Origin of the sequence: Vibrio sp. TRT 29B02, assembly GCF_050113655.1 — a bacterium.
Classification (GTDB): domain Bacteria; phylum Pseudomonadota; class Gammaproteobacteria; order Enterobacterales; family Vibrionaceae; genus Vibrio.
Window position 1 is genome coordinate 103,722 of sequence record NZ_JBNJOJ010000002.1, and the last position, 18,662, is coordinate 122,383.

The window sequence follows — 18,662 nt, forward strand, 5'->3', positions numbered from 1 at the left end:
CCAAAGTTATGCTAAAAGCATGGTTACACCGACCATGCTTTAATTTGATGTAGTTCTAGGACAACAACAGTCCGTTTTGGTTCGGAATCGTCAATGACGGTATTAGCTCATAAGCATTGGGCCTAGCGGGCGACCGCCGACTAGATGCATGTGGATATGATAAACTTCCTGACCACCGTGTGCGTTACAGTTTACGATGAGACGATAACCGTTCTCGGCAATACCTTCTTCTTTTGCAAGCTTACGCGCGACCGTAAACATGCGCCCCATTACCAATTCATCTTCATCTGCGACGTCATTCACTGTCGCAATAAGCTTGTTTGGAATGATAAGGATATGACTTGGCGCACGTGGGTTAATATCACGAAACGCAGTGACTAAATCATCTTGATAAACGACGTCTGCTGGAATTTCCTTGCGGATGATTTTACTGAAAATGGTTTCTTCAGCCATGAAGCACTCCATCTTTATGGTGTTATTAAATGAATGCTTTCGAGTATGCGTCAAGCTTCGCAAGATCACAATAAAAAACAGTGTTCACCTCTCTTAAACGGCGTACGGATAAACTACCGTATCTAATTTTGTATTGTGCGTCATAAAATGCGCGTCTCGTAATCAATACAATGGCCTCCTTTTTGTTACTTTTTTAAGACTTTATTAATTTAGGGAGAGGTCTATGAAAGGCTCAGTAATTAGGCGTATGTACGCGGGCTTTGCATTGATCATTGTTTTGTTCATCATTACCACGTTAATGATGATGCGGGGAATGCAGCAAATTCATAATAATTTCGAAGAGGTGTCCAACACTTCTTTACCCTTGGTCTCACAAGCCAACAATACTAGCGTCGCTCTGTTGTCTGCTGACAAACTTTTCAAAGACTTTTTGACGACTCAAAGCTTCGAACGTATGGAGCAGTTGGCTGAACAATTTGTCGCGACCAAACAGGCCTACAGCGAACAACTCGACGCGTTACAAAAAGTAAGTAGCGGTCAGACTGAATTGGAGCAATCGCTCGTTCAGTTGAGAGAGATGGAACAGGGTTACTTCGCCGAAGCCGAACAAGCAATGGCTAACTACCGCGCGATGTTTGAAGCGCAAGCCCAAGTTCAAAAGTCCACTCGCCAATTCCAACGTTTACATTCGGAATTAACTCTTGGCATGAAGGAGTACGTTGATGACCAAAGTAGTATCTCCGTAAAAGTCATGGCTAAGAGTTACTTCATCAAACTCAAGGATGCCGAGCTCACGACATCAGACGCGTTAGCCAGCAGTGATACCGAGTTGGTTAACCAAGCTGTGGCAAAAAACAAGAAAGCCGTCACTCACCTCAATTATGCATATCGAGGCCTGACTGCTCAGATGCCTGAGATTAAAAATGCCTTCGACGAGTCTGTACAACAATTTACTCGCGACGTCGGTCAAAAAGGCGGGGTACTTGATCAACACAGTACCTACCTAATAGCCAAAGATGCACTTTATGCCAACATTACCAATCTGACAGAACAAGTCGACGCTACCATGGCCTTACTGACCTCTTTCGCCGAAATTGCTCAACAAGGTTTAACCGCCTCACTTGAGGAAGCAGGACAAGTCTATGAACAAGGCGTATTACGTTCAATTTCGATTGGCGCCGTGGTTATTGTAATGGCAATTGGTATCGGTTATCACATCGCCCAAAGTGTTCGTCAGCCTCTTACGCGAATTCTTGGCACACTTGAGTCCTTGACCCAAGGCGATATGACGCAGCGAATTGACATCCGCTACAATAATGAGTTCAGTAAAGTCAGTAGCCATATCAATTCACTGGCTGAGAACCTGCATGGCATCCTCGTTCGACTTAATGATGCCTCTAATGATCTGACCCAGACCGCAGAGACAAACCAAACCACTTCGACACAAGCACAAAGTCAACTCAGCCAACAGCGCGAGCAAACAGCCAATGTTGCGACAGCGATGACTGAAATGGCGCATTCTGTCCAAGAAGTCGCTCAAAGCGCGCAGAACTCACAACAAATGGTTGAGAAAGTAGAGATTTCCGCAGAATCTGGTCGCCAAATCATGGGCAGCAATATCACTACGATTAATCAGCTTGAAACCAGATTGAATCAGTCAGTAGATGCCGTGAAAGATCTACAAACCATGAGCGGTAAGATTGGTAGCATCCTTGATGTTATTCGCAACATTGCCGAACAAACCAACTTATTGGCTCTCAACGCTGCGATTGAAGCGGCGCGAGCGGGTGAGCAAGGACGTGGCTTTGCCGTGGTAGCAGACGAAGTCCGTGTGTTGGCTCAACGAACAACAGAGTCGACCTCTGAAATAGAAAACATGATCAGCAACCTTCAAGGCAGTTCAAGCTCGGCGAACAAAGTTATTCAGAGCTGTATGGATGATATGGTGTTGTCGGTTGAACAAGCATCCAGCGCCAATAGCGCAATGGAAGAGATTCAAGGCTTGATCATGGAAATCAGTCAGATGAGTGGTCACATTGCTCAAGCCGCCAACGAGCAAAGCGAAACCACCCATGATATTGCTCGAAACATCGAAGAGATAAACGCTATCGCCGATTCGAGCTACCAAGCAATGGCCGAGATAGCCGCGACCAGTCATAACCTCTCCAATCTGGCTAACCAGCAAGGCGAACTGGTGCACCGATTTAAGCTCTAGTAAGTCAACTCAGTGTAATTTATTGAGTTTGGGCGACTATTTTCCTTAGTCGCCCTTGTTTTTTATACCCCATGTCATTATATGGTTAGTAAGGCTTGTCCACTTTTCATTTACCTTTTCGCAAGCCTAACATGAGGAATATATATGGCAGTTCATGTTGGCATCATAGACCAAGATCCTATCCGTCTGGTGACCCCACTTCTAGACCATCGCACCATCAGTGACCACATCGTTTTTATTGGCGTCAAAGCCCAACAAGATATGTATCACCGCCTTCATAGCGTGCTGGGAAAACGTAACATTACCTCTGAGTTTTTTGAAATTCCAAATGTTGCAAACACCTCCAAGATAAAACAGTCCATCACTCAGTTAGCCGAAAACCTCAAAGCTCGTGGTGAGCAGGTTAAGCTCAATGCCAGTTGTGGATTACGTCATCGCCTACTCTCTGTCTACGAAATTTTCCGTACTTATCACTGGCCAATTTTTGTTGTAGAACCAAACAGCGATCGCTTGTGCTGGCTATATCCTGACGGGCTCGACGACAACCAAGTTCAAGATCGAATTACCATTGATGATTACCTCACTGTTTTTGGCGCTCGAGGAGAATTCAACGACCACCATCTACCGGAACAGCTTGACCAAAAGCTTTATCAGCTTGGTGAGAAATGGGCTAGCAACGCTTTAGAACTTGGTCCTGGTCTCGCGACGCTTAACTATCTCGCGACGACCTGTCGTAAAGAGCAACGTTTAGATGTGGAGCTATCGGAAAAACAGCAAGGTTATCGTGAGCTCAATATGCTTCTTTCTGATCTTGTCGCGGCAGAAATTGCCACTTATGACAATGGCGTCTTAACGTTTGCCAATGAGGATGCCCGTCGTTTCTCTAATGGTGAATGGCTAGAAACCTTAGTACACAGTACCGTTCGTCAGATTCAGCAAGATATGCCCACTATCCAAGACCATTCACTGAACGTACAGGTTTATCGTCAGCTCGGCGATAGAGAAGTACGTAATGAGCTCGATGTCGCGTCGGTAGTGAATAACAAGCTACACATCATCGAATGTAAGACGAAGGGAATGCGTGACGATGGTGATGACACTCTTTACAAACTTGAATCATTGCGTGATTTATTGGGCGGGTTACAAGCTCGCGCCATGCTGGTTAGCTTCCGTCCACTAAGACATAATGACATTACTCGCGCTGAGGATCTTGGTTTAGCTCTGATTGGTCCAGACGAGCTAAAAGATCTAAAACGTCACCTGACTGAGTGGTTTACCGAAGCGGGTGGTAGCGACGATCAGTGCTCTGACTGCTAAAGCCACAACAAAAAAAACCGCCTTTTAGGCGGTTTTTTCAATTTTGTCGAAAACAACTGAATTAGCAATCATCTTCTGTGAAGTTCGTTGGTAAGGTGGTCTTCATCTGATTCCAGATTTGCGCACTTTCAATACCATAGTGACGAACAACAACTAAAATCTGCTCGCGATTGCCTGTTTCACAGACTTCGAGCAAATCACGGTAGAATTGCAGTGCAAGTTCACGTGCTTCTGGGTTTGAGAAGTAGTAGCTGCCCACTCGGTCATACAGTTTTTTCAAGCCATTGAAAATCAAACCATAAATCTGATTACCTGAATGGAACGCCAAGCGTTGGAACAACATGTAATCATAGAAGTTGAACGTTTTAGCAATTAAAGTTGCCTGACGTTTCGCTTCATCCTTTTCACCATCGTCTTTTACATGTTGACGGATCTTATCTGCGTATGGAGACGATTCCATAAACACATCCCAAGATTCCGCGGCAACCAGTGCTTCACATGAATTGATTACGTTGGAGATGGTTTTTTCCGCGCTCTCTTTATTCGCTTTGAATGCATAGCGCATAAAGATTGGACTGATATTTGTCCGTGCTGCAAGCAAGTCTTCAACAATCGAGGTCGCATTATCTGCATCCAACGTCATTAACGTATCGAGGATGTGCAAACCTGACGTTTCCATGAATTGATTTACACGTGTCGGTTTACCGTGTTGAATGGTTAACCAGCCATCACGTGCAAGGCGTTGCAGTACTTCACGTAAAGTAGTGCGTGTAACACCAATCAGTTCAGAGAGCTCACGTTCGGCTGGTAGAATAGAACCTGGAGGGAAACGCCCTTTCCAAATACTCTCAATAATGTATTTTTCTGCGAATCCTGCTGGGCTCTTTGCCTTAATGACCATTTATAACTTATCCAATCTTGTATTTTTATGGGTCTAATGAAACTCATCATACCACTAGTTCTAACATATCGGAAACCATCACTCTGTAAACACTCAGTAAACGTGCGTCAAAACCACAATAGAGCTATAGCTCTAAATATATGCAGAATTCATTGACAGACATTGGTCAACGAAACAGCGGAATTTTCAATTTTAACATATTATAAACATTGATCACCCCTTATATATCGAGCTCCATCCGCAAAATTTAAGATTTAATAATTGCAATCTTTACAGGTAATTTTCATTCATAATTATTACATATTCTTTCTTATTCTAAGCTTTCAAACGTCAGCTCTCATTAAACCTTGTTTTTCACAACTCTCATCCTGTTTTTACGCCACTTTGATCGCGTTTTTAAACAAAAGTTTGTAGATAAAAACGCTAGCGTTATTTTTCCCATTGACTAAATTTCTTCGAAGAGTACAGTGGCGACCAAAGTAAAGGAGTGCTTGTTTTTCTCAGGGAGTGACTTGGCAAGACCACATGAACGTGATCTCGATGTTGTTTTTCTAAGTCACTGTTGAATCAGGTTGGTTCCTATTTAGGGGTATTTCCCCCCTAGACAGAACAAGTAGCCTGCTGGTTAATAGATACAAGCACTTGCAGTGTCTATTCATAACAACATATAAGAGTATTTGAATCATGCCGATGTCACTCGGAAATGCATTTATTAAGAACTTTCTTGGTAAAGCCCCAGATTGGTATAAAATTGCCATCATTTCATTCTTAATCATTAACCCTCTCGTTTTCTTCTTTGTCGACCCATTTGTCGCTGGTTGGTTACTCGTCGCTGAGTTTATCTTCACGCTTGCCATGGCATTAAAGTGTTACCCACTTCAGCCTGGTGGCTTGTTGGCAATTGAGGCGGTTGCTATCGGTATGACGAGCGCAGAGCAGGTTAAGCACGAACTTGTCGCCAACATCGAAGTACTGTTACTGCTGGTCTTCATGGTTGCAGGTATCTATTTCATGAAGCAGCTACTGCTGTTTATCTTTACTAAGATACTGCTTGGTATTCGCTCTAAGAGCATGCTATCGCTAGCTTTCTGTTTCGCGGCGGCTTTCTTATCGGCATTCCTTGATGCTTTGACCGTTATCGCTGTTGTTATCAGTGTTGCAGTGGGTTTCTACGCTATCTACCACAAAGTCGCATCAGGACAAGGCCCGCATGCATCACACGACCATACTCAAGATGATCACCTCTCAGAGCTAACTCGTGATGACTTAGAAAATTACCGCGCTTTCCTTCGCTCACTGCTTATGCACGCAGGTGTCGGTACGGCACTTGGTGGTGTAATGACCATGGTTGGCGAGCCGCAAAACCTAATCATTGCCGACCAAGCAGGCTGGCAATTTGGTGAGTTCATCATTCGCATGCTGCCAGTGACGGCGCCGGTTTTCATCTGCGGTATGGTGACTTGTGTATTAGTCGAGAAGCTCAAAGTTTTTGGCTACGGCGCACGCTTACCTGAAAACGTACGTCAGATCCTAGTCGACTTCGACAACGAGGAGCGCAAAAAACGTACAAACCAAGATGTTGCCAAACTATGGATCCAAGGCATCATCGCTGTCTGGTTGATTGTAGGTCTAGCGCTTCACTTAGCAGCAGTAGGTTTGATCGGTCTTTCGGTGATTATCCTCGCAACTGCGTTTACGGGCGTAATTGAAGAACATTCTATGGGTAAAGCGTTCGAAGAGGCTCTGCCGTTCACAGCACTACTCGCGGTATTCTTCGCTGTCGTAGCGGTAATCATTGACCAGCAACTATTCAAGCCAGTGATTGACGCAGTACTTCATGTTGAAGATAAGGGAGTTCAGTTGGCTCTGTTCTACGTGGCGAACGGTTTGCTGTCGATGGTATCAGACAACGTATTCGTTGGTACGGTGTACATCAACGAAGTTAAGACGGCTCTTATTGAAGGTGTTATTACTCGTGAGCAGTTTGATTTACTAGCGGTTGCAATCAACACAGGTACGAACTTACCATCAGTTGCTACCCCTAACGGTCAGGCAGCATTCCTGTTCTTGCTGACGTCTGCATTAGCTCCTCTAGTCCGCCTTTCATATGGCCGTATGGTGCTGATGGCACTGCCTTACACCCTAGTGCTAGCACTGGTTGGTTTAGCAGGTATTGTGTTCTTGGTAGAACCAATGACCGCTTGGTTCTACGACGCTGGTTGGATTATGCCTCACGTGGGTGATATTGCCCCAGCAGTATCTTCTGGACACTAAATAGTAAAAGTTTTTGTTGATAGAGAAACTTTTCCGCGATAAAAAGCTCTGATAACTCAGAGCTTTTTTATTACTACAGGATATCTGTGTGAACATTCTTTCCAGTATCAAAACATTTTCACAAAGACGACTGTCTTGGTTGTTGCTGTTACTCTTCGTTGTTTTCTTTGAAGCATGCGCCCTCTTCTTTCAACATGTGATGATGCTATCGCCATGTGTGATGTGTATCTATGAGCGAGTTGCAATGCTCGGCATTGGTGGAGCAGCATTAGTTGGTTTAATTGCCCCAAACAACCCTGTTATTCGTTGGCTAGGTCTTGCGGCATGGGGCGCGAGCTCATACAAAGGTCTGACTTTGGCATTACAGCACGTTGATTACCAATTTAATCCATCACCATTCGCTACCTGTGACCTGTTTGTGACCTTCCCAGACTGGGCACCGCTCAACAAGTGGGTTCCATGGATGTTTGAAGCTTACGGTGACTGCAGCAAGGTGGTGTGGCAATTCCTGACTCTATCAATGCCACAGTGGCTAGTGGTGATTTTTGCTGCAAACTTAGTGGCGTTGGCTGTTGTAGTGGTTGCGCAATTGGCGAAGAGTAAGCGATAGAGAGTCGTGAAAAGTTTGAAGGGTTGGCACATGGTGTCAACCCTTTCTTTTTATATCTGGAGGATTAAATTACAAAGGAGCTGACCTGCCAGTATCTTGCGACTCACTCACCACAGATATGTCTCGCAGGGCGGAGTTCGTTCTCGACTCTCGCAGCGAAGCATTCTCGCCCTCTCTAAACAGCGGGCGACGCCCGCTAGTTCATTTCCCTACCGGGAGCTGGTGCCAACACTTCACGGTTGCCGTTGTGACCTGGCGCACTGACAATACCTTGTGCCTCAAGCTGTTCGACAATTCGAGCCGCTCGGTTATAGCCAATCTTAAAGCGGCGCTGCACCCCTGAAACTGAGCCACGACGTGACTGAACCACGTGTTCGACGACTTGGTCAAACAGTGGGTCCATCTCTTCATCATCTTCCAATTTCTCACCCGGCAACAGCGCGTCAGGCCCTTGATCGCCATTAGTGATCTCATCAATATAGTTTGGTTTACCGCGCGCTTTCCAGTTGTTCACTACCGCATGAACATCATCATCCGAGGCGAATGCGCCGTGAACACGTACAGTGTGACTAGAACCTGGAGGCAAGTAGAGCATATCACCCATGCCAAGTAGCGACTCTGCGCCACCCTGATCCAAGATGGTACGAGAGTCCGTCTTAGTCGAAACGGTGAATGCCACACGTGTTGGTATGTTGGCCTTAATTAAGCCGGTGATAACGTCAACGGAAGGACGCTGTGTCGCCAGAATCAAGTGAATACCGGCTGCACGGGCTTTCTGAGCAAGTCGAGCAATCAGTTCTTCAACCTTCTTGCCGACTACCATCATAAGATCTGCAAATTCATCAACGATAACAACAATATATGGTAGCTTTTCTAATAGCGGAGCATGTTCATCCATACTGTCGCCCGGCTGCCAAAGCGGATCGTGAATCGGATGCCCCGCTTCTGCTGCCATTTTTAGCTTATCGTTGAAACCTTTAATGTTACGTACCCCGAGTAACGACATCAGCTTATAGCGTCGTTCCATCTCACCCACACACCAGCGAAGAGCATTGGATGCGTCTTTCATGTCGGTAACAACTTCTGAAAGGAGGTGCGGGATCCCTTCATACACGGATAATTCCAGCATTTTAGGGTCAATCATGATAAAGCGAACCTCTTCAGGTGTGGCTTTATATAGCATACTGAGAATCATGACGTTGACACCCACGGACTTACCGGAACCTGTGGTACCCGCCACCAGAACGTGTGGCATTTTAGACAGATCGGCAACCACGGCCTCTCCGGCAATGTCCTGACCAAGTACAACCGTCGTTGGAGACTTGGCTTCAATAAACTGCTGGCTGCCAACCACATCCGAGAAGAAAACCGTCTGTCTACTCATGTTGGGTAGCTCTAAACCAACATAAGGTTTGCCTGGAATCACTTCGACAACACGAACCGCCATCGCAGATAGCGAACGAGCTAAATCCATCGACAAACTAGAGATTCGGCTTACTTTCACACCCGGTGCGAGATCGAGTTCAAATCTTGTAATGACAGGGCCTGGGAAGATATCAACAACGGTTGCCTGAATCTTGTAGTCTGCCAGTTTGGCTTCTACCAGACGAGCGATATTCTCCAGCGCTTCGCGATCAATAAAGTTTTCTCGTTTTTCTGGATGATACAACAGCTCAAGAGTTGGCATCGGCTCAAGAGGTTTCGGCAGATTTGGCTCGTGCTGAACCAAAAATGGATTCTGCTGTGCAACCACTTTTGCTTTCGCTTCTTCAACTAGGTTGTGCAGAGCCGCCGCGTCTTTATCAGCAATGTCTTCTGCCTCTAGTGGATGAACCATTTCAGCCGCAGAATCTTCAACGACATCAAAGGATGAAATAACAGGTTCCTGATACTCTTCGTCAGGGGTAATTTCAGAAGAGATTTGTGCCAAGTCAGAATCGCTAATTGAAGGCTGAATAATCTCTTCTTCAACCAAGTCAGTGTGCCAAGGCAGATCAACCCTCTCTTGATTCGATGATTCTGACGGTAATGGTGCTGACTCTTGTGCGCAAGCAACACTGAGTTGCTCTTCCACACTCGCGGTAACCTCTGGGCTTGGCGCAAGATCATCAACGCTACGCGCAGCATTTTCTAACTCTTCAATCGTAGCACCAAGTTGCTTGGTTCTTTCAAGCGTTGGTGCTGGGTCGATCGGTTCTACCTCCGCATGATTGGTCATTGCGGAGAATTCCATCGATGGTTCAACCGTCGTTTGCCACTCTGGTTCTGCTGTCTCACGAACCTGAGGTTGAGGCGCAGGTTCTACGGTTTTGACCGTTGCCATCTCTGGCATATGGATATTAAAGCGTCTTTCACTTTGCGTTGCTGGCTGGGCTTGTGGTTGGGCTTCTTCAGGGTCAATGGTTAGAGAATCCGTACTTTCGTAATGATTGAGTTCCGCTTCGAGAACTTCATCCTGACGACCTCTCATCTTGTTAACCAACAGAGTAATGAGTTGGATGGTTTTCTCTCCGAGCCAATCAACTATCGACAGCCATGAAATACCCGTGAGCAAGGTAAACCCTGCCCCCCACAGGAAAAGAAAGACCAAAGTGGTACCTAAAACATTCAGTGTTGGAAGGGCAAGACTGGTCAAGACATCACCAATCACCCCGCCAGAGGAGAAATACCAGATATCGTCGAAGTTGATATCCGCCAAACCACAGCTGGTCAAAATGATGACCGTGAGACCTAACAATCGAGCCCCCCAAAGCATGAGGTCGAGCGTTTCACCTTCTTCGCGTTTGCGTAACATGACCCAGGCCGTTGCCGTCACCACAAATGGAATCACATAAGCTAAAGAACCAAAAACAAAAAACAGCGTATCCGCCAACCAAGCTCCCACGAGCCCACCAGCGTTATCTATCTCTCCCCCCCATGCGGTTTGCGACCACGAAGGATCGGCGGCACTAAAGGTCGTCAGTGCCACTGATAGGAATATCGAAATTAAAACAATCACGATCAAACTACATTCCTGAAGGCGTTGTGGACCGCTGAGGCGGGACGTCGGTGATTCCTCACCCGTCTTAATGATCGTATGTACTTTATTTTTGGTTTCTTTAAACATAACCAACTTTATCTATGTGAAACACCAATGAGCGAAGAGGCTCTGATCGGTAAGAAAAAAATAGTCCGAGCAGCAACGCTACTCGGACTATCGATTTAACCATATCAGGCGCAAAAACCCAATTGCTTAAAGTCAGAATATCGAAAGCTATTAGGACTTTAGGCTTGAGATCATGTCAGAACTATCGAGTTTTGATCACCAACTGGTTGGTTTGTTTGACTTCTTCCATTACCACGTATGTTCGTGTGTCGTTAACACCTGGTAAACGAAGAAGCGTATCACCCAGAAGCTTACGGTAAGCACTCATGTCTGATACACGTGTTTTTAACAAATAGTCAAAGTCACCAGAAACTAGGTGACACTCTTGAATATCATCCAGTTTCTGCACCGCGGTGTTGAACTGCTCAAACACGTCTGGTGCACCTCGGTTTAACGTAATCTCTACAAACACGAGTAATGACGCGTCGAGATATTGCGGGTTAAGCAATGCGGTATAACCCGTAATGTACCCCTGACGCTCTAAACGACGTACACGTTCCAAACACGGTGTAGGAGAAAGTCCTACACGTTTTGATAACTCTACGTTCGAAATTCGACCATCTTTCTGCAACTCATTAAGAATGTTGCGGTCGATGCGATCTAGATCCTTGGACGGCTTTTTATTGTTGTCTGCCATTTTTTATTCCACCTTATTACTTCCTTGCAAAAAAATATACTACAACTTTTTAATATTCAGTATCAAATTTTATTCAAACATATCTATACTAGATATTAATTCGACAGAATTACCCTACAAACAGTTAATACAACCATCATAGTTTATACAACTAACATAAAATGAGGATTCAGGATGATTATTGGCGTACCTAAGGAAATCAAAAACCACGAATACCGTGTTGGTATGATCCCAGCGAGCGTTCGCGAGCTAGTGTCTCAAGGTCACCAAGTTTTTGTTGAAACTAATGCCGGTTCAGGCATCGGTTTTTCAGACGATGATTACATCGCTGTAGGCGCATCCATTCTTCCTACCGCTGCTGACGTTTTCGCGAAAGCAGAAATGATTGTAAAGGTTAAAGAACCTCAAGCTGTCGAGCGAGCTATGCTTCGAGAAGGGCAAATTTTATTTACTTATTTGCACCTAGCACCAGATTTTCCACAAACTGAAGAGCTAATCAAGAGCAAAGCTGTCTGTATAGCATATGAGACTGTAACAGATAATATGGGTAGGTTGCCACTACTTGCGCCAATGTCTGAGGTAGCAGGTCGCATGTCTATTCAAGCGGGTGCACAAACTTTAGAGAAATCTCACGGTGGTAGCGGCCTTCTGATTGGCGGTGTACCTGGTGTTGAGCCAGCTAAAGTTGTCGTTATCGGCGGCGGTGTCGTTGGTGCTAACGCGGCACGTATGGCTGTAGGTCTACGCGCTGACGTAACTATCCTTGACCGTAACGTAGACGCTCTACGTCGTTTGGATGAAGAATTCCAAGGTCGTGCAAAAGTGGTTTACTCTACAGAAGATGCCATTGAGAAGCATGTTCTAGAAGCTGACCTAGTTATTGGCGCAGTACTAATCCCAGGTGCAGCAGCGCCTAAACTAGTAACAAAAGAGCATATCGCTAAGATGAAGCCAGGTTCAGCGGTTGTTGACGTAGCAATCGACCAAGGCGGCTGTTTCGAGACTTCACACGCAACAACGCACGCAGAACCAACTTACATCGTTGACGACGTAGTTCACTACTGTGTTGCAAATATGCCAGGTGCAGTTGCTCGTACTTCTACGTTTGCTCTTAACAATGCAACACTGCCGTACATTGTTAAACTTGCTAACAAAGGTTACCGCGAAGCCCTACTCGCAGACAAAGGCTTCCTAGAAGGCTTGAACGTCATTCACGGTAAAGTAACGTGTAAAGAAGTGGCTGAAAGCTTTAACCTAGAGTATGTAGAACCAGCACAAGCAATCGCTATGTTCAACTAATGTTGAATGATTGAATTGATAAAAACGCTCACTTCGGTGGGCGTTTTTTTGTTTGAGTGGCGAGCAATTATTGACACAACATTTGCTATGCCAACACTTTTCACTAGAAGCTCGTCGCTTATATTAGAACCAGCGCTCCAACGCTGACTTATCTAACTGACGAAACGCACGATTGAGTATCTGTGCTAACTCTTTATAGCGAGGACGCGATTTCATCGGTTCCAACGCACAGCCACTTTCGACAATTTTTTGGTAAATTTCGCGGTACCAGCCGGCAAGTGCTGGCGGAAGCTGAGTATTAGATCGATTCCCTAACCACCACATGCCTTGAATCGGCATACTGATCGCAAATAATGCAATGATCACGGCCTGAGGCATCGACTGGTAATTATTGAACGCCATTTGGGTAAGTACGCTGATCGCGGCAATAGCGGGCATCACTTTTACACCAAAGCGAGTTGCTTTAATGATCCGCTGCTCAGGGAATAGCATATTCAGCTCTTTGCGCATGGGCCAAATATCCATGTACTTTTGCCCGTCTCGTAGGCTGTGAACTAAACCGACTTTATTACTCATAGGGGGCTCTCTCACTTCGTCCGTGGGTCCAAAACTAAAATTTAGTTGAAAGATTCAACTATAAGGACAAAAAATTGATGAAAGTTAATATTCTTTCAAATTTTTTTTGTTATCATTGGTTATTATCGTTATCCTTTGCGGACCCACAATCTCATTGTTGCCGTTATTTACAATTTAAGCAACTCTTGAGACCTTTCTGCAGCGGATGCAAGAGTGGTTGATCTGGATCGCCACTGTCTTTTTATATGGAATTCTAAGTTTTTTTGACCAAGATTAGTACGCAGCTTGTAATGCATCGTCTATTCTTGTGATTAATTTTTATCCTAACTGATTATTACAGGTAGTCACTCATGTCAAAGCTAGTTTTAGTTTTAAACTGCGGTAGTTCTTCTCTTAAATTTGCTGTTGTTGATGCAGAAAGCGGTGATGAGCATCTAACGGGTCTTGCAGAATGTCTGCACCTTCCAGAAGCTCGTATCAAGTGGAAACTTGACGGTAAGCACGAAGCTCAACTGGGCAACGGTGCAGCTCACGAAGAAGCACTAGCGTTCATGGTAGAAACTATTCTTGCTTCTAAGCCAGAGCTTTCTGAGAACCTAGCAGCAATCGGTCACCGTGTTGTACACGGCGGCGAGAAGTTCACTCAGTCTGCACTAATTACTGACGACGTACTTAAAGGCATCGAAGACTGTGCAACACTGGCACCTCTTCACAACCCTGCTCACATCATCGGTATCAAAGCAGCTCAAAAATCTTTCCCAGCGCTGAAAAACGTTGCTGTGTTCGATACTGCTTTCCACCAAACGATGCCAGAAGAGTCTTACCTTTACGCTCTTCCATACAGCCTGTACAAAGAGCACGGTATCCGTCGTTACGGCATGCACGGTACTTCTCACCTATTTATCACACGTGAAGTAGCTAACATCCTTGGCAAGCCAGTTGAAGAAGTAAACATCATCAACTGTCACCTAGGTAACGGTGCTTCTGTATGTGCGGTTAAGAACGGTAAGTCAGTAGACACTTCTATGGGTCTAACTCCTCTTGAAGGTCTAGTAATGGGTACTCGTTGTGGTGACATCGATCCTGCAATCATCTTCCACCTACACGACACTCTTGGTTACTCAGTTGAGAAAATCAACAACATGCTAACGAAAGAGTCTGGTCTAGCGGGTCTAACTGAAGTGACTTCTGACTGTCGTTTCGTTGAAGACAACTACGGTGAGAAAGAAGAAGCAACTCGTGCTATGGACGTGTTCTGTCACCGTCTAGCTAAGTACGTAGCGGGTTACACAGCTTCTCTTGAAGGCCGTCTAGACGCTATCGTGTTCACTGGCGGTATCGGCGAAAACTCAGGCCCAATCCGTGAAATGGTTCTTAACCGTCTAGGCATCTTCGGTATCGAAGTCGATAGCGAAGCAAACCTTAAAGCTCGTTTCGGTGGTGAAGGCACTATCACAACAGAAAACAGCCGTATTCCAGCAATGGTTATCTCTACAAACGAAGAGCTAGTTATCGCTGAAGACACTGCTCGTCTAGCAGGTCTTTAATTGACTTAACCGGCTGACCTCGTCAGCCGGTTTTCTTACTATGGGGCTCAACTTCTATCCTCGTTTTAGTCAGGAACACGCAGTTGAGCTTTTCCCCCAATAGCTAAAGGTACTCTACGAATGTCTCGTACTATTATGCTTATCCCTGCAAGTGCTGGTGTTGGTCTTACTAGCGTAAGCATGGGTGTTCTGCGCGCAATGGAGCGCAAAGGCGTTAAAGTTTCTTTTTACAAACCAATCTGTCAACCACGTTCTGGCGGCGATCAGCCAGATCTAACGTCAACAATCGTTGGCGCTAACAGCGATATGAAGATTGGTACACCTATGACAATGTCTGTTGCCGAAAACCTAATCGGTAATGACAACATGGATGAACTACTAGAAACAGTGGTTGAGCGTTACAACCAGATCAACAATGATGCAGACGTAACGCTTATTGAAGGTCTAGTACCAACTCGCAAGCACCCATTTGCAAACCAAGTAAACGCAGAAATCGCGGCAACACTTGGCGCTGAAATCGTGCTTGTTGCCACTCCAGGTACAGACAACCCTGCGCAACTTAAAGAGCGCATCGAAGTTGCATGTTCAAACTTCGGTGGTACTAAGAATAAGAACATTTCAGGCGTTATCATCAACAAACTGAATGCGCCTGTTGATGAAGCAGGTCGTACGCGTCCTGACCTATCAGAAATCTTTGACGATGCTGATAGTGCGAAGCAAAACGAAATGAAAGTAATGGAGATCTTTAACACATCTCCAATCCGTGTATTAGGTTGTGTGCCATGGAGCATTGACCTAATCGCGACACGTGCTATCGATATGGCTAAGCACCTGAATGCGGATATCATCAATGCTGGTGATATTAAAACTCGCCGCATTAAGAGCATCACTTTCTGTGCACGTTCGCTACCAAACATGATTGAACACTTCAAGCCAGGTTCACTGCTAGTCACTTCAGCAGACCGTCCTGACGTCATCGTTGCTGCGGCTCTAGCTGCAATGAACGGTGTTGAAATCGGTGCAATCCTTCTGACTGGCGGTTACGATATCCCAGAACAGATCGTTGGCCTATGTAAGCCTGCGTTCGATTCTGGTCTGCCTATCTTCAAAGCGCAAGGTAACACTTGGCAGACTTCTCTGAACCTACAGAGTTTCAGCATCGAAGTTCCTGCTGACGATAAAGAGCGTATCGAGTTCATTAACGAGCACGTTGCTGGCAACATCGATGGCAACTGGATCGAGTCTATGACTGAAGGTACTAAGAAGTCTCGTCGTCTAAGCCCTCCAGCATTCCGTTACCAGCTAACTGAGTTCGCTCGTAAAGCAGGTAAACGTATCGTTCTTCCTGAAGGTGATGAGCCACGTACAGTTAAAGCTGCGGCTATCTGTGCAGAGCGTGGTATCGCTGAATGTGTGCTTTTGGGTAACCCAGAAGAGATCAAACGTGTTGCTGCGCAGCAAGGCGTCGAACTCGGTGCGGGCGTAACGATCATCAACTCTGATGAAGTACGTGAAAATTACGTCGCGCGTCTCGTTGAGCTACGTGGCGCGAAAGGTATGACTGAAGTTGTTGCTCGTGAGAAGCTACAAGACTCAGTGTTCCTAGGCACTATGATGCTTGAAAATAACGAAGTAGACGGTCTAGTTTCTGGTGCAGTTCACACGACTGCGAACACTATCGTTCCTCCGTTCCAAATCATCAAGACTGCACCTGATGCGTCTATCGTATCTTCTGTTTTCTTCATGCTGCTTCCTGACCAGGTTCTGGTTTACGGTGACTGTGCGATCAACCCAGATCCAACAGCTGAACAGTTGGCGGAAATCGCTATCCAGTCTGCTGATTCAGCAGCCGCATTCGGTATCGAACCACGCGTTGCAATGATCTCATACTCTACTGGTGAATCTGGTAAGGGTGCTGATGTAGACAAAGTACGTGAAGCGACTAAGATTGCTCAAGAGAAGCGTCCTGATCTTGTTATCGACGGTCCTCTACAATACGACGCAGCGATCATGGAAAACGTAGCGGCTTCTAAAGCGCCAAACTCTCCAGTTGCGGGTAAAGCAACAGTATTCGTATTCCCAGACCTAAACACTGGTAACACGACATACAAAGCGGTACAGCGTTCAGCAGATCTAGTCTCTATCGGTCCAATGCTTCAAGGTATGCGTAAGCCTGTAAACGACCTATCTCGCGGTGCTCTCGTTGACGATATCGTCTACACGGTTGCACTAACAGCGATTCAGGCGGCTCAAGCAGAACAAGCGGAAGAGAAAGCGGTTAACTAACCCAATCTCTTATTAGTGATACAAACCCTCGCTTCGGCGGGGGTTTCTTTTATTCAAATCCGCTCAATACATCGCTAAGTACATCGCACCACCAGTCGCAACGCACCCGACCATAATGGGCGCAACCCTAATCCACAGCCGTCTATCGCCGATAGCCACCACCATACCCATTTTGACCACCGTATTGACCGAAGCGGCAATAATGATGCCTAGCATAGCGGTTGTAACACTCAGGGTATCGTTACTCTGACGACTTAAAGCCAAGGATATTGCGTCAACATCTGTGATACCCGATAAAGCGGAGAGTAGTAGAACGCCGGTATCACCGAACCATTGCAATAGTGCTTGAGATAGCAACATGATCACCGCCAATATGACACCAAAAAACAACGCTGATTGCAGAGCAAGGGGATTGGCTTGCTTGTTTGAAGGTTCAATATTGTTAACGCCACTTTTACGCCAAACCCACCATGCTGGCAGATAGAGCGCGATCATCATGGCGATGACAATTGGCCATAGCAAGGTAACTAGCTGAGGATTAATCACGGAAAGTACAATTAAGAGACGCGGGAACATAGTTCCACAACTGAGCAAAATGCCACTCGCAAGCAGAGGACTTATACTTGGTTGTTCACGTGATAGATGAGAAAACTGGAGTGTAAGCGCAGTCGAAGAACTTAAACCCGCAAACACCGAGGTAAACAAAATACCTCGTTTCGCGCCACCGATTTTTATCGCGAAATAACCAACAAATGAGATACTGGCAATCAGTACCACCATCCACCATATTTCATAGGGATTGAGCGCATTCCAAGGGCCGTAGGTTTCATTCGGCAGCAAAGGTAACATCACGATGGAAATTAGCAATAAGCGTAATCCCGCATCCAATTCATACTCTTTAAGTCGCTGTAGCGCTTGGTGCAACTCTCTTTTGTTATCCAAAACGACCGCCGTCACCACAGCAGATGCGGCTGCCAGCACAGCTTCACCGGATACAGCGAGTATGCCTAGCACAAACGTGACCAGTAGACTCACCACGCCAGTGATGCTCACGTCGGCGTTCTTTTTTTGTTGAACAACGAACGCGATACAAGCCAAGACGACTAAAGCGATCAACGCAAAGCCAATCAGTAATGGCGAATAGAGCTTCGCCAAAATTGCCGTAAGCCCACCGAGAAGGCCGACCAATGAGAAAGTACGGATACCTGCAACCCGACTGCCCTCAACACTGTTACGCATTACCCAACCACGCTGAGTACCGACAATCGCACCGAGTAACAAGGAAACAAAAAGATTCCACATCAGGTGTTCGCCGTTGACTAGTCCGTTGATATCCATCCCTCAGTCCTCAAACTTTGGCTTTACTATCATAAGATTACGCAATTTGGCGGCTAAAATCGTG

General features: G+C 45.8%; 13 protein-coding genes. 7 read left to right on the forward strand and 6 right to left on the reverse strand.

Annotated elements, in window-relative coordinates; genetic code table 11:
- Window positions 1-102 precede the first annotated feature (102 nt).
- A complete protein-coding gene (gene hinT / locus ACQEXT_RS01750) occupies window positions 103-453 on the reverse strand; it encodes a purine nucleoside phosphoramidase (protein ID WP_138973333.1) in 351 nt (116 codons plus the stop codon).
- A 223-nt stretch (window positions 454-676) separates the two neighbouring features.
- Here hinT and ACQEXT_RS01755 point away from each other — a divergent pair, with 223 nt between their 5' ends.
- Both ACQEXT_RS01755 and ACQEXT_RS01760 read left to right on the forward strand, forming a co-directional pair.
- Window positions 677-2,668 (forward strand): methyl-accepting chemotaxis protein, encoded by a 1,992-nt coding sequence (locus ACQEXT_RS01755; protein WP_426950357.1) that lies wholly within the window; start codon window positions 677-679, stop codon window positions 2,666-2,668.
- Window positions 2,669-2,812: 144 nt separating this feature from the next.
- Window positions 2,813-3,985 (forward strand): DUF1887 family protein, encoded by a 1,173-nt coding sequence (locus ACQEXT_RS01760; RefSeq protein WP_331417292.1) that lies wholly within the window; start codon window positions 2,813-2,815, stop codon window positions 3,983-3,985.
- 61 nt (window positions 3,986-4,046) lie between these two features.
- On the opposite strand, the gene fadR is transcribed toward ACQEXT_RS01760, so the two are convergent.
- Entirely contained in the window at window positions 4,047-4,886 is an 840-nt protein-coding gene (gene fadR / locus ACQEXT_RS01765; protein ID WP_138973336.1) for a fatty acid metabolism transcriptional regulator FadR, read from the reverse strand.
- A 684-nt stretch (window positions 4,887-5,570) separates the two neighbouring features.
- Between fadR and nhaB the strand changes: the two genes are divergently transcribed.
- Together nhaB and dsbB are read left to right on the forward strand one after the other, a co-directional pair.
- On the forward strand, window positions 5,571-7,160 hold the full coding sequence (nhaB, locus tag ACQEXT_RS01770) for a Na(+)/H(+) antiporter NhaB (protein ID WP_426950358.1): 1,590 nt from the start codon (window positions 5,571-5,573) through the stop codon (window positions 7,158-7,160).
- Between the two features lie 88 nt (window positions 7,161-7,248).
- On the forward strand, window positions 7,249-7,770 hold the full coding sequence (dsbB, locus tag ACQEXT_RS01775; RefSeq protein WP_426950359.1) for a disulfide bond formation protein DsbB: 522 nt from the start codon (window positions 7,249-7,251) through the stop codon (window positions 7,768-7,770).
- 196 nt (window positions 7,771-7,966) lie between these two features.
- On the opposite strand, the gene ACQEXT_RS01780 is transcribed toward dsbB, so the two are convergent.
- On the reverse strand, window positions 7,967-10,876 hold the full coding sequence (locus ACQEXT_RS01780; protein WP_426950360.1) for a DNA translocase FtsK 4TM domain-containing protein: 2,910 nt from the start codon (window positions 10,874-10,876) through the stop codon (window positions 7,967-7,969).
- Window positions 10,877-11,057: 181 nt separating this feature from the next.
- On the reverse strand, window positions 11,058-11,552 hold the full coding sequence (gene lrp, locus ACQEXT_RS01785; RefSeq protein ID WP_004414493.1) for a leucine-responsive transcriptional regulator Lrp: 495 nt from the start codon (window positions 11,550-11,552) through the stop codon (window positions 11,058-11,060).
- A gap of 174 nt (window positions 11,553-11,726) precedes the next feature.
- On the opposite strand from lrp, the gene ald reads away from it, so the two are divergent.
- The gene (gene ald / locus ACQEXT_RS01790; protein WP_138973340.1) at window positions 11,727-12,851 is read left to right on the forward strand and encodes an alanine dehydrogenase; all 1,125 of its coding nucleotides are present in this window, start codon (window positions 11,727-11,729) and stop codon (window positions 12,849-12,851) included.
- Window positions 12,852-12,974: 123 nt separating this feature from the next.
- Here the strand turns inward: ald and yfbV are convergent, their stop codons facing one another.
- Window positions 12,975-13,427, reverse strand: a complete 453-nt coding sequence (gene yfbV, locus ACQEXT_RS01795; RefSeq protein ID WP_138973341.1) for a terminus macrodomain insulation protein YfbV — start codon at window positions 13,425-13,427, stop codon at window positions 12,975-12,977.
- Window positions 13,428-13,777: 350 nt separating this feature from the next.
- Here yfbV and ACQEXT_RS01800 point away from each other — a divergent pair, with 350 nt between their 5' ends.
- Complete coding sequence (locus tag ACQEXT_RS01800) at window positions 13,778-14,974, forward strand: acetate kinase (RefSeq protein ID WP_426950362.1); 1,197 nt, start codon at window positions 13,778-13,780, stop codon at window positions 14,972-14,974.
- A 120-nt stretch (window positions 14,975-15,094) separates the two neighbouring features.
- Window positions 15,095-17,260: a phosphate acetyltransferase gene (gene pta, locus ACQEXT_RS01805; RefSeq protein WP_426950365.1), complete on the forward strand. Its 2,166-nt coding sequence runs from the start codon at window positions 15,095-15,097 to the stop codon at window positions 17,258-17,260.
- A gap of 63 nt (window positions 17,261-17,323) precedes the next feature.
- On the opposite strand, the gene ACQEXT_RS01810 is transcribed toward pta, so the two are convergent.
- Window positions 17,324-18,598 (reverse strand): MgtC/SapB family protein, encoded by a 1,275-nt coding sequence (locus ACQEXT_RS01810; RefSeq protein WP_426950367.1) that lies wholly within the window; start codon window positions 18,596-18,598, stop codon window positions 17,324-17,326.
- Window positions 18,599-18,662 lie beyond the last annotated feature (64 nt).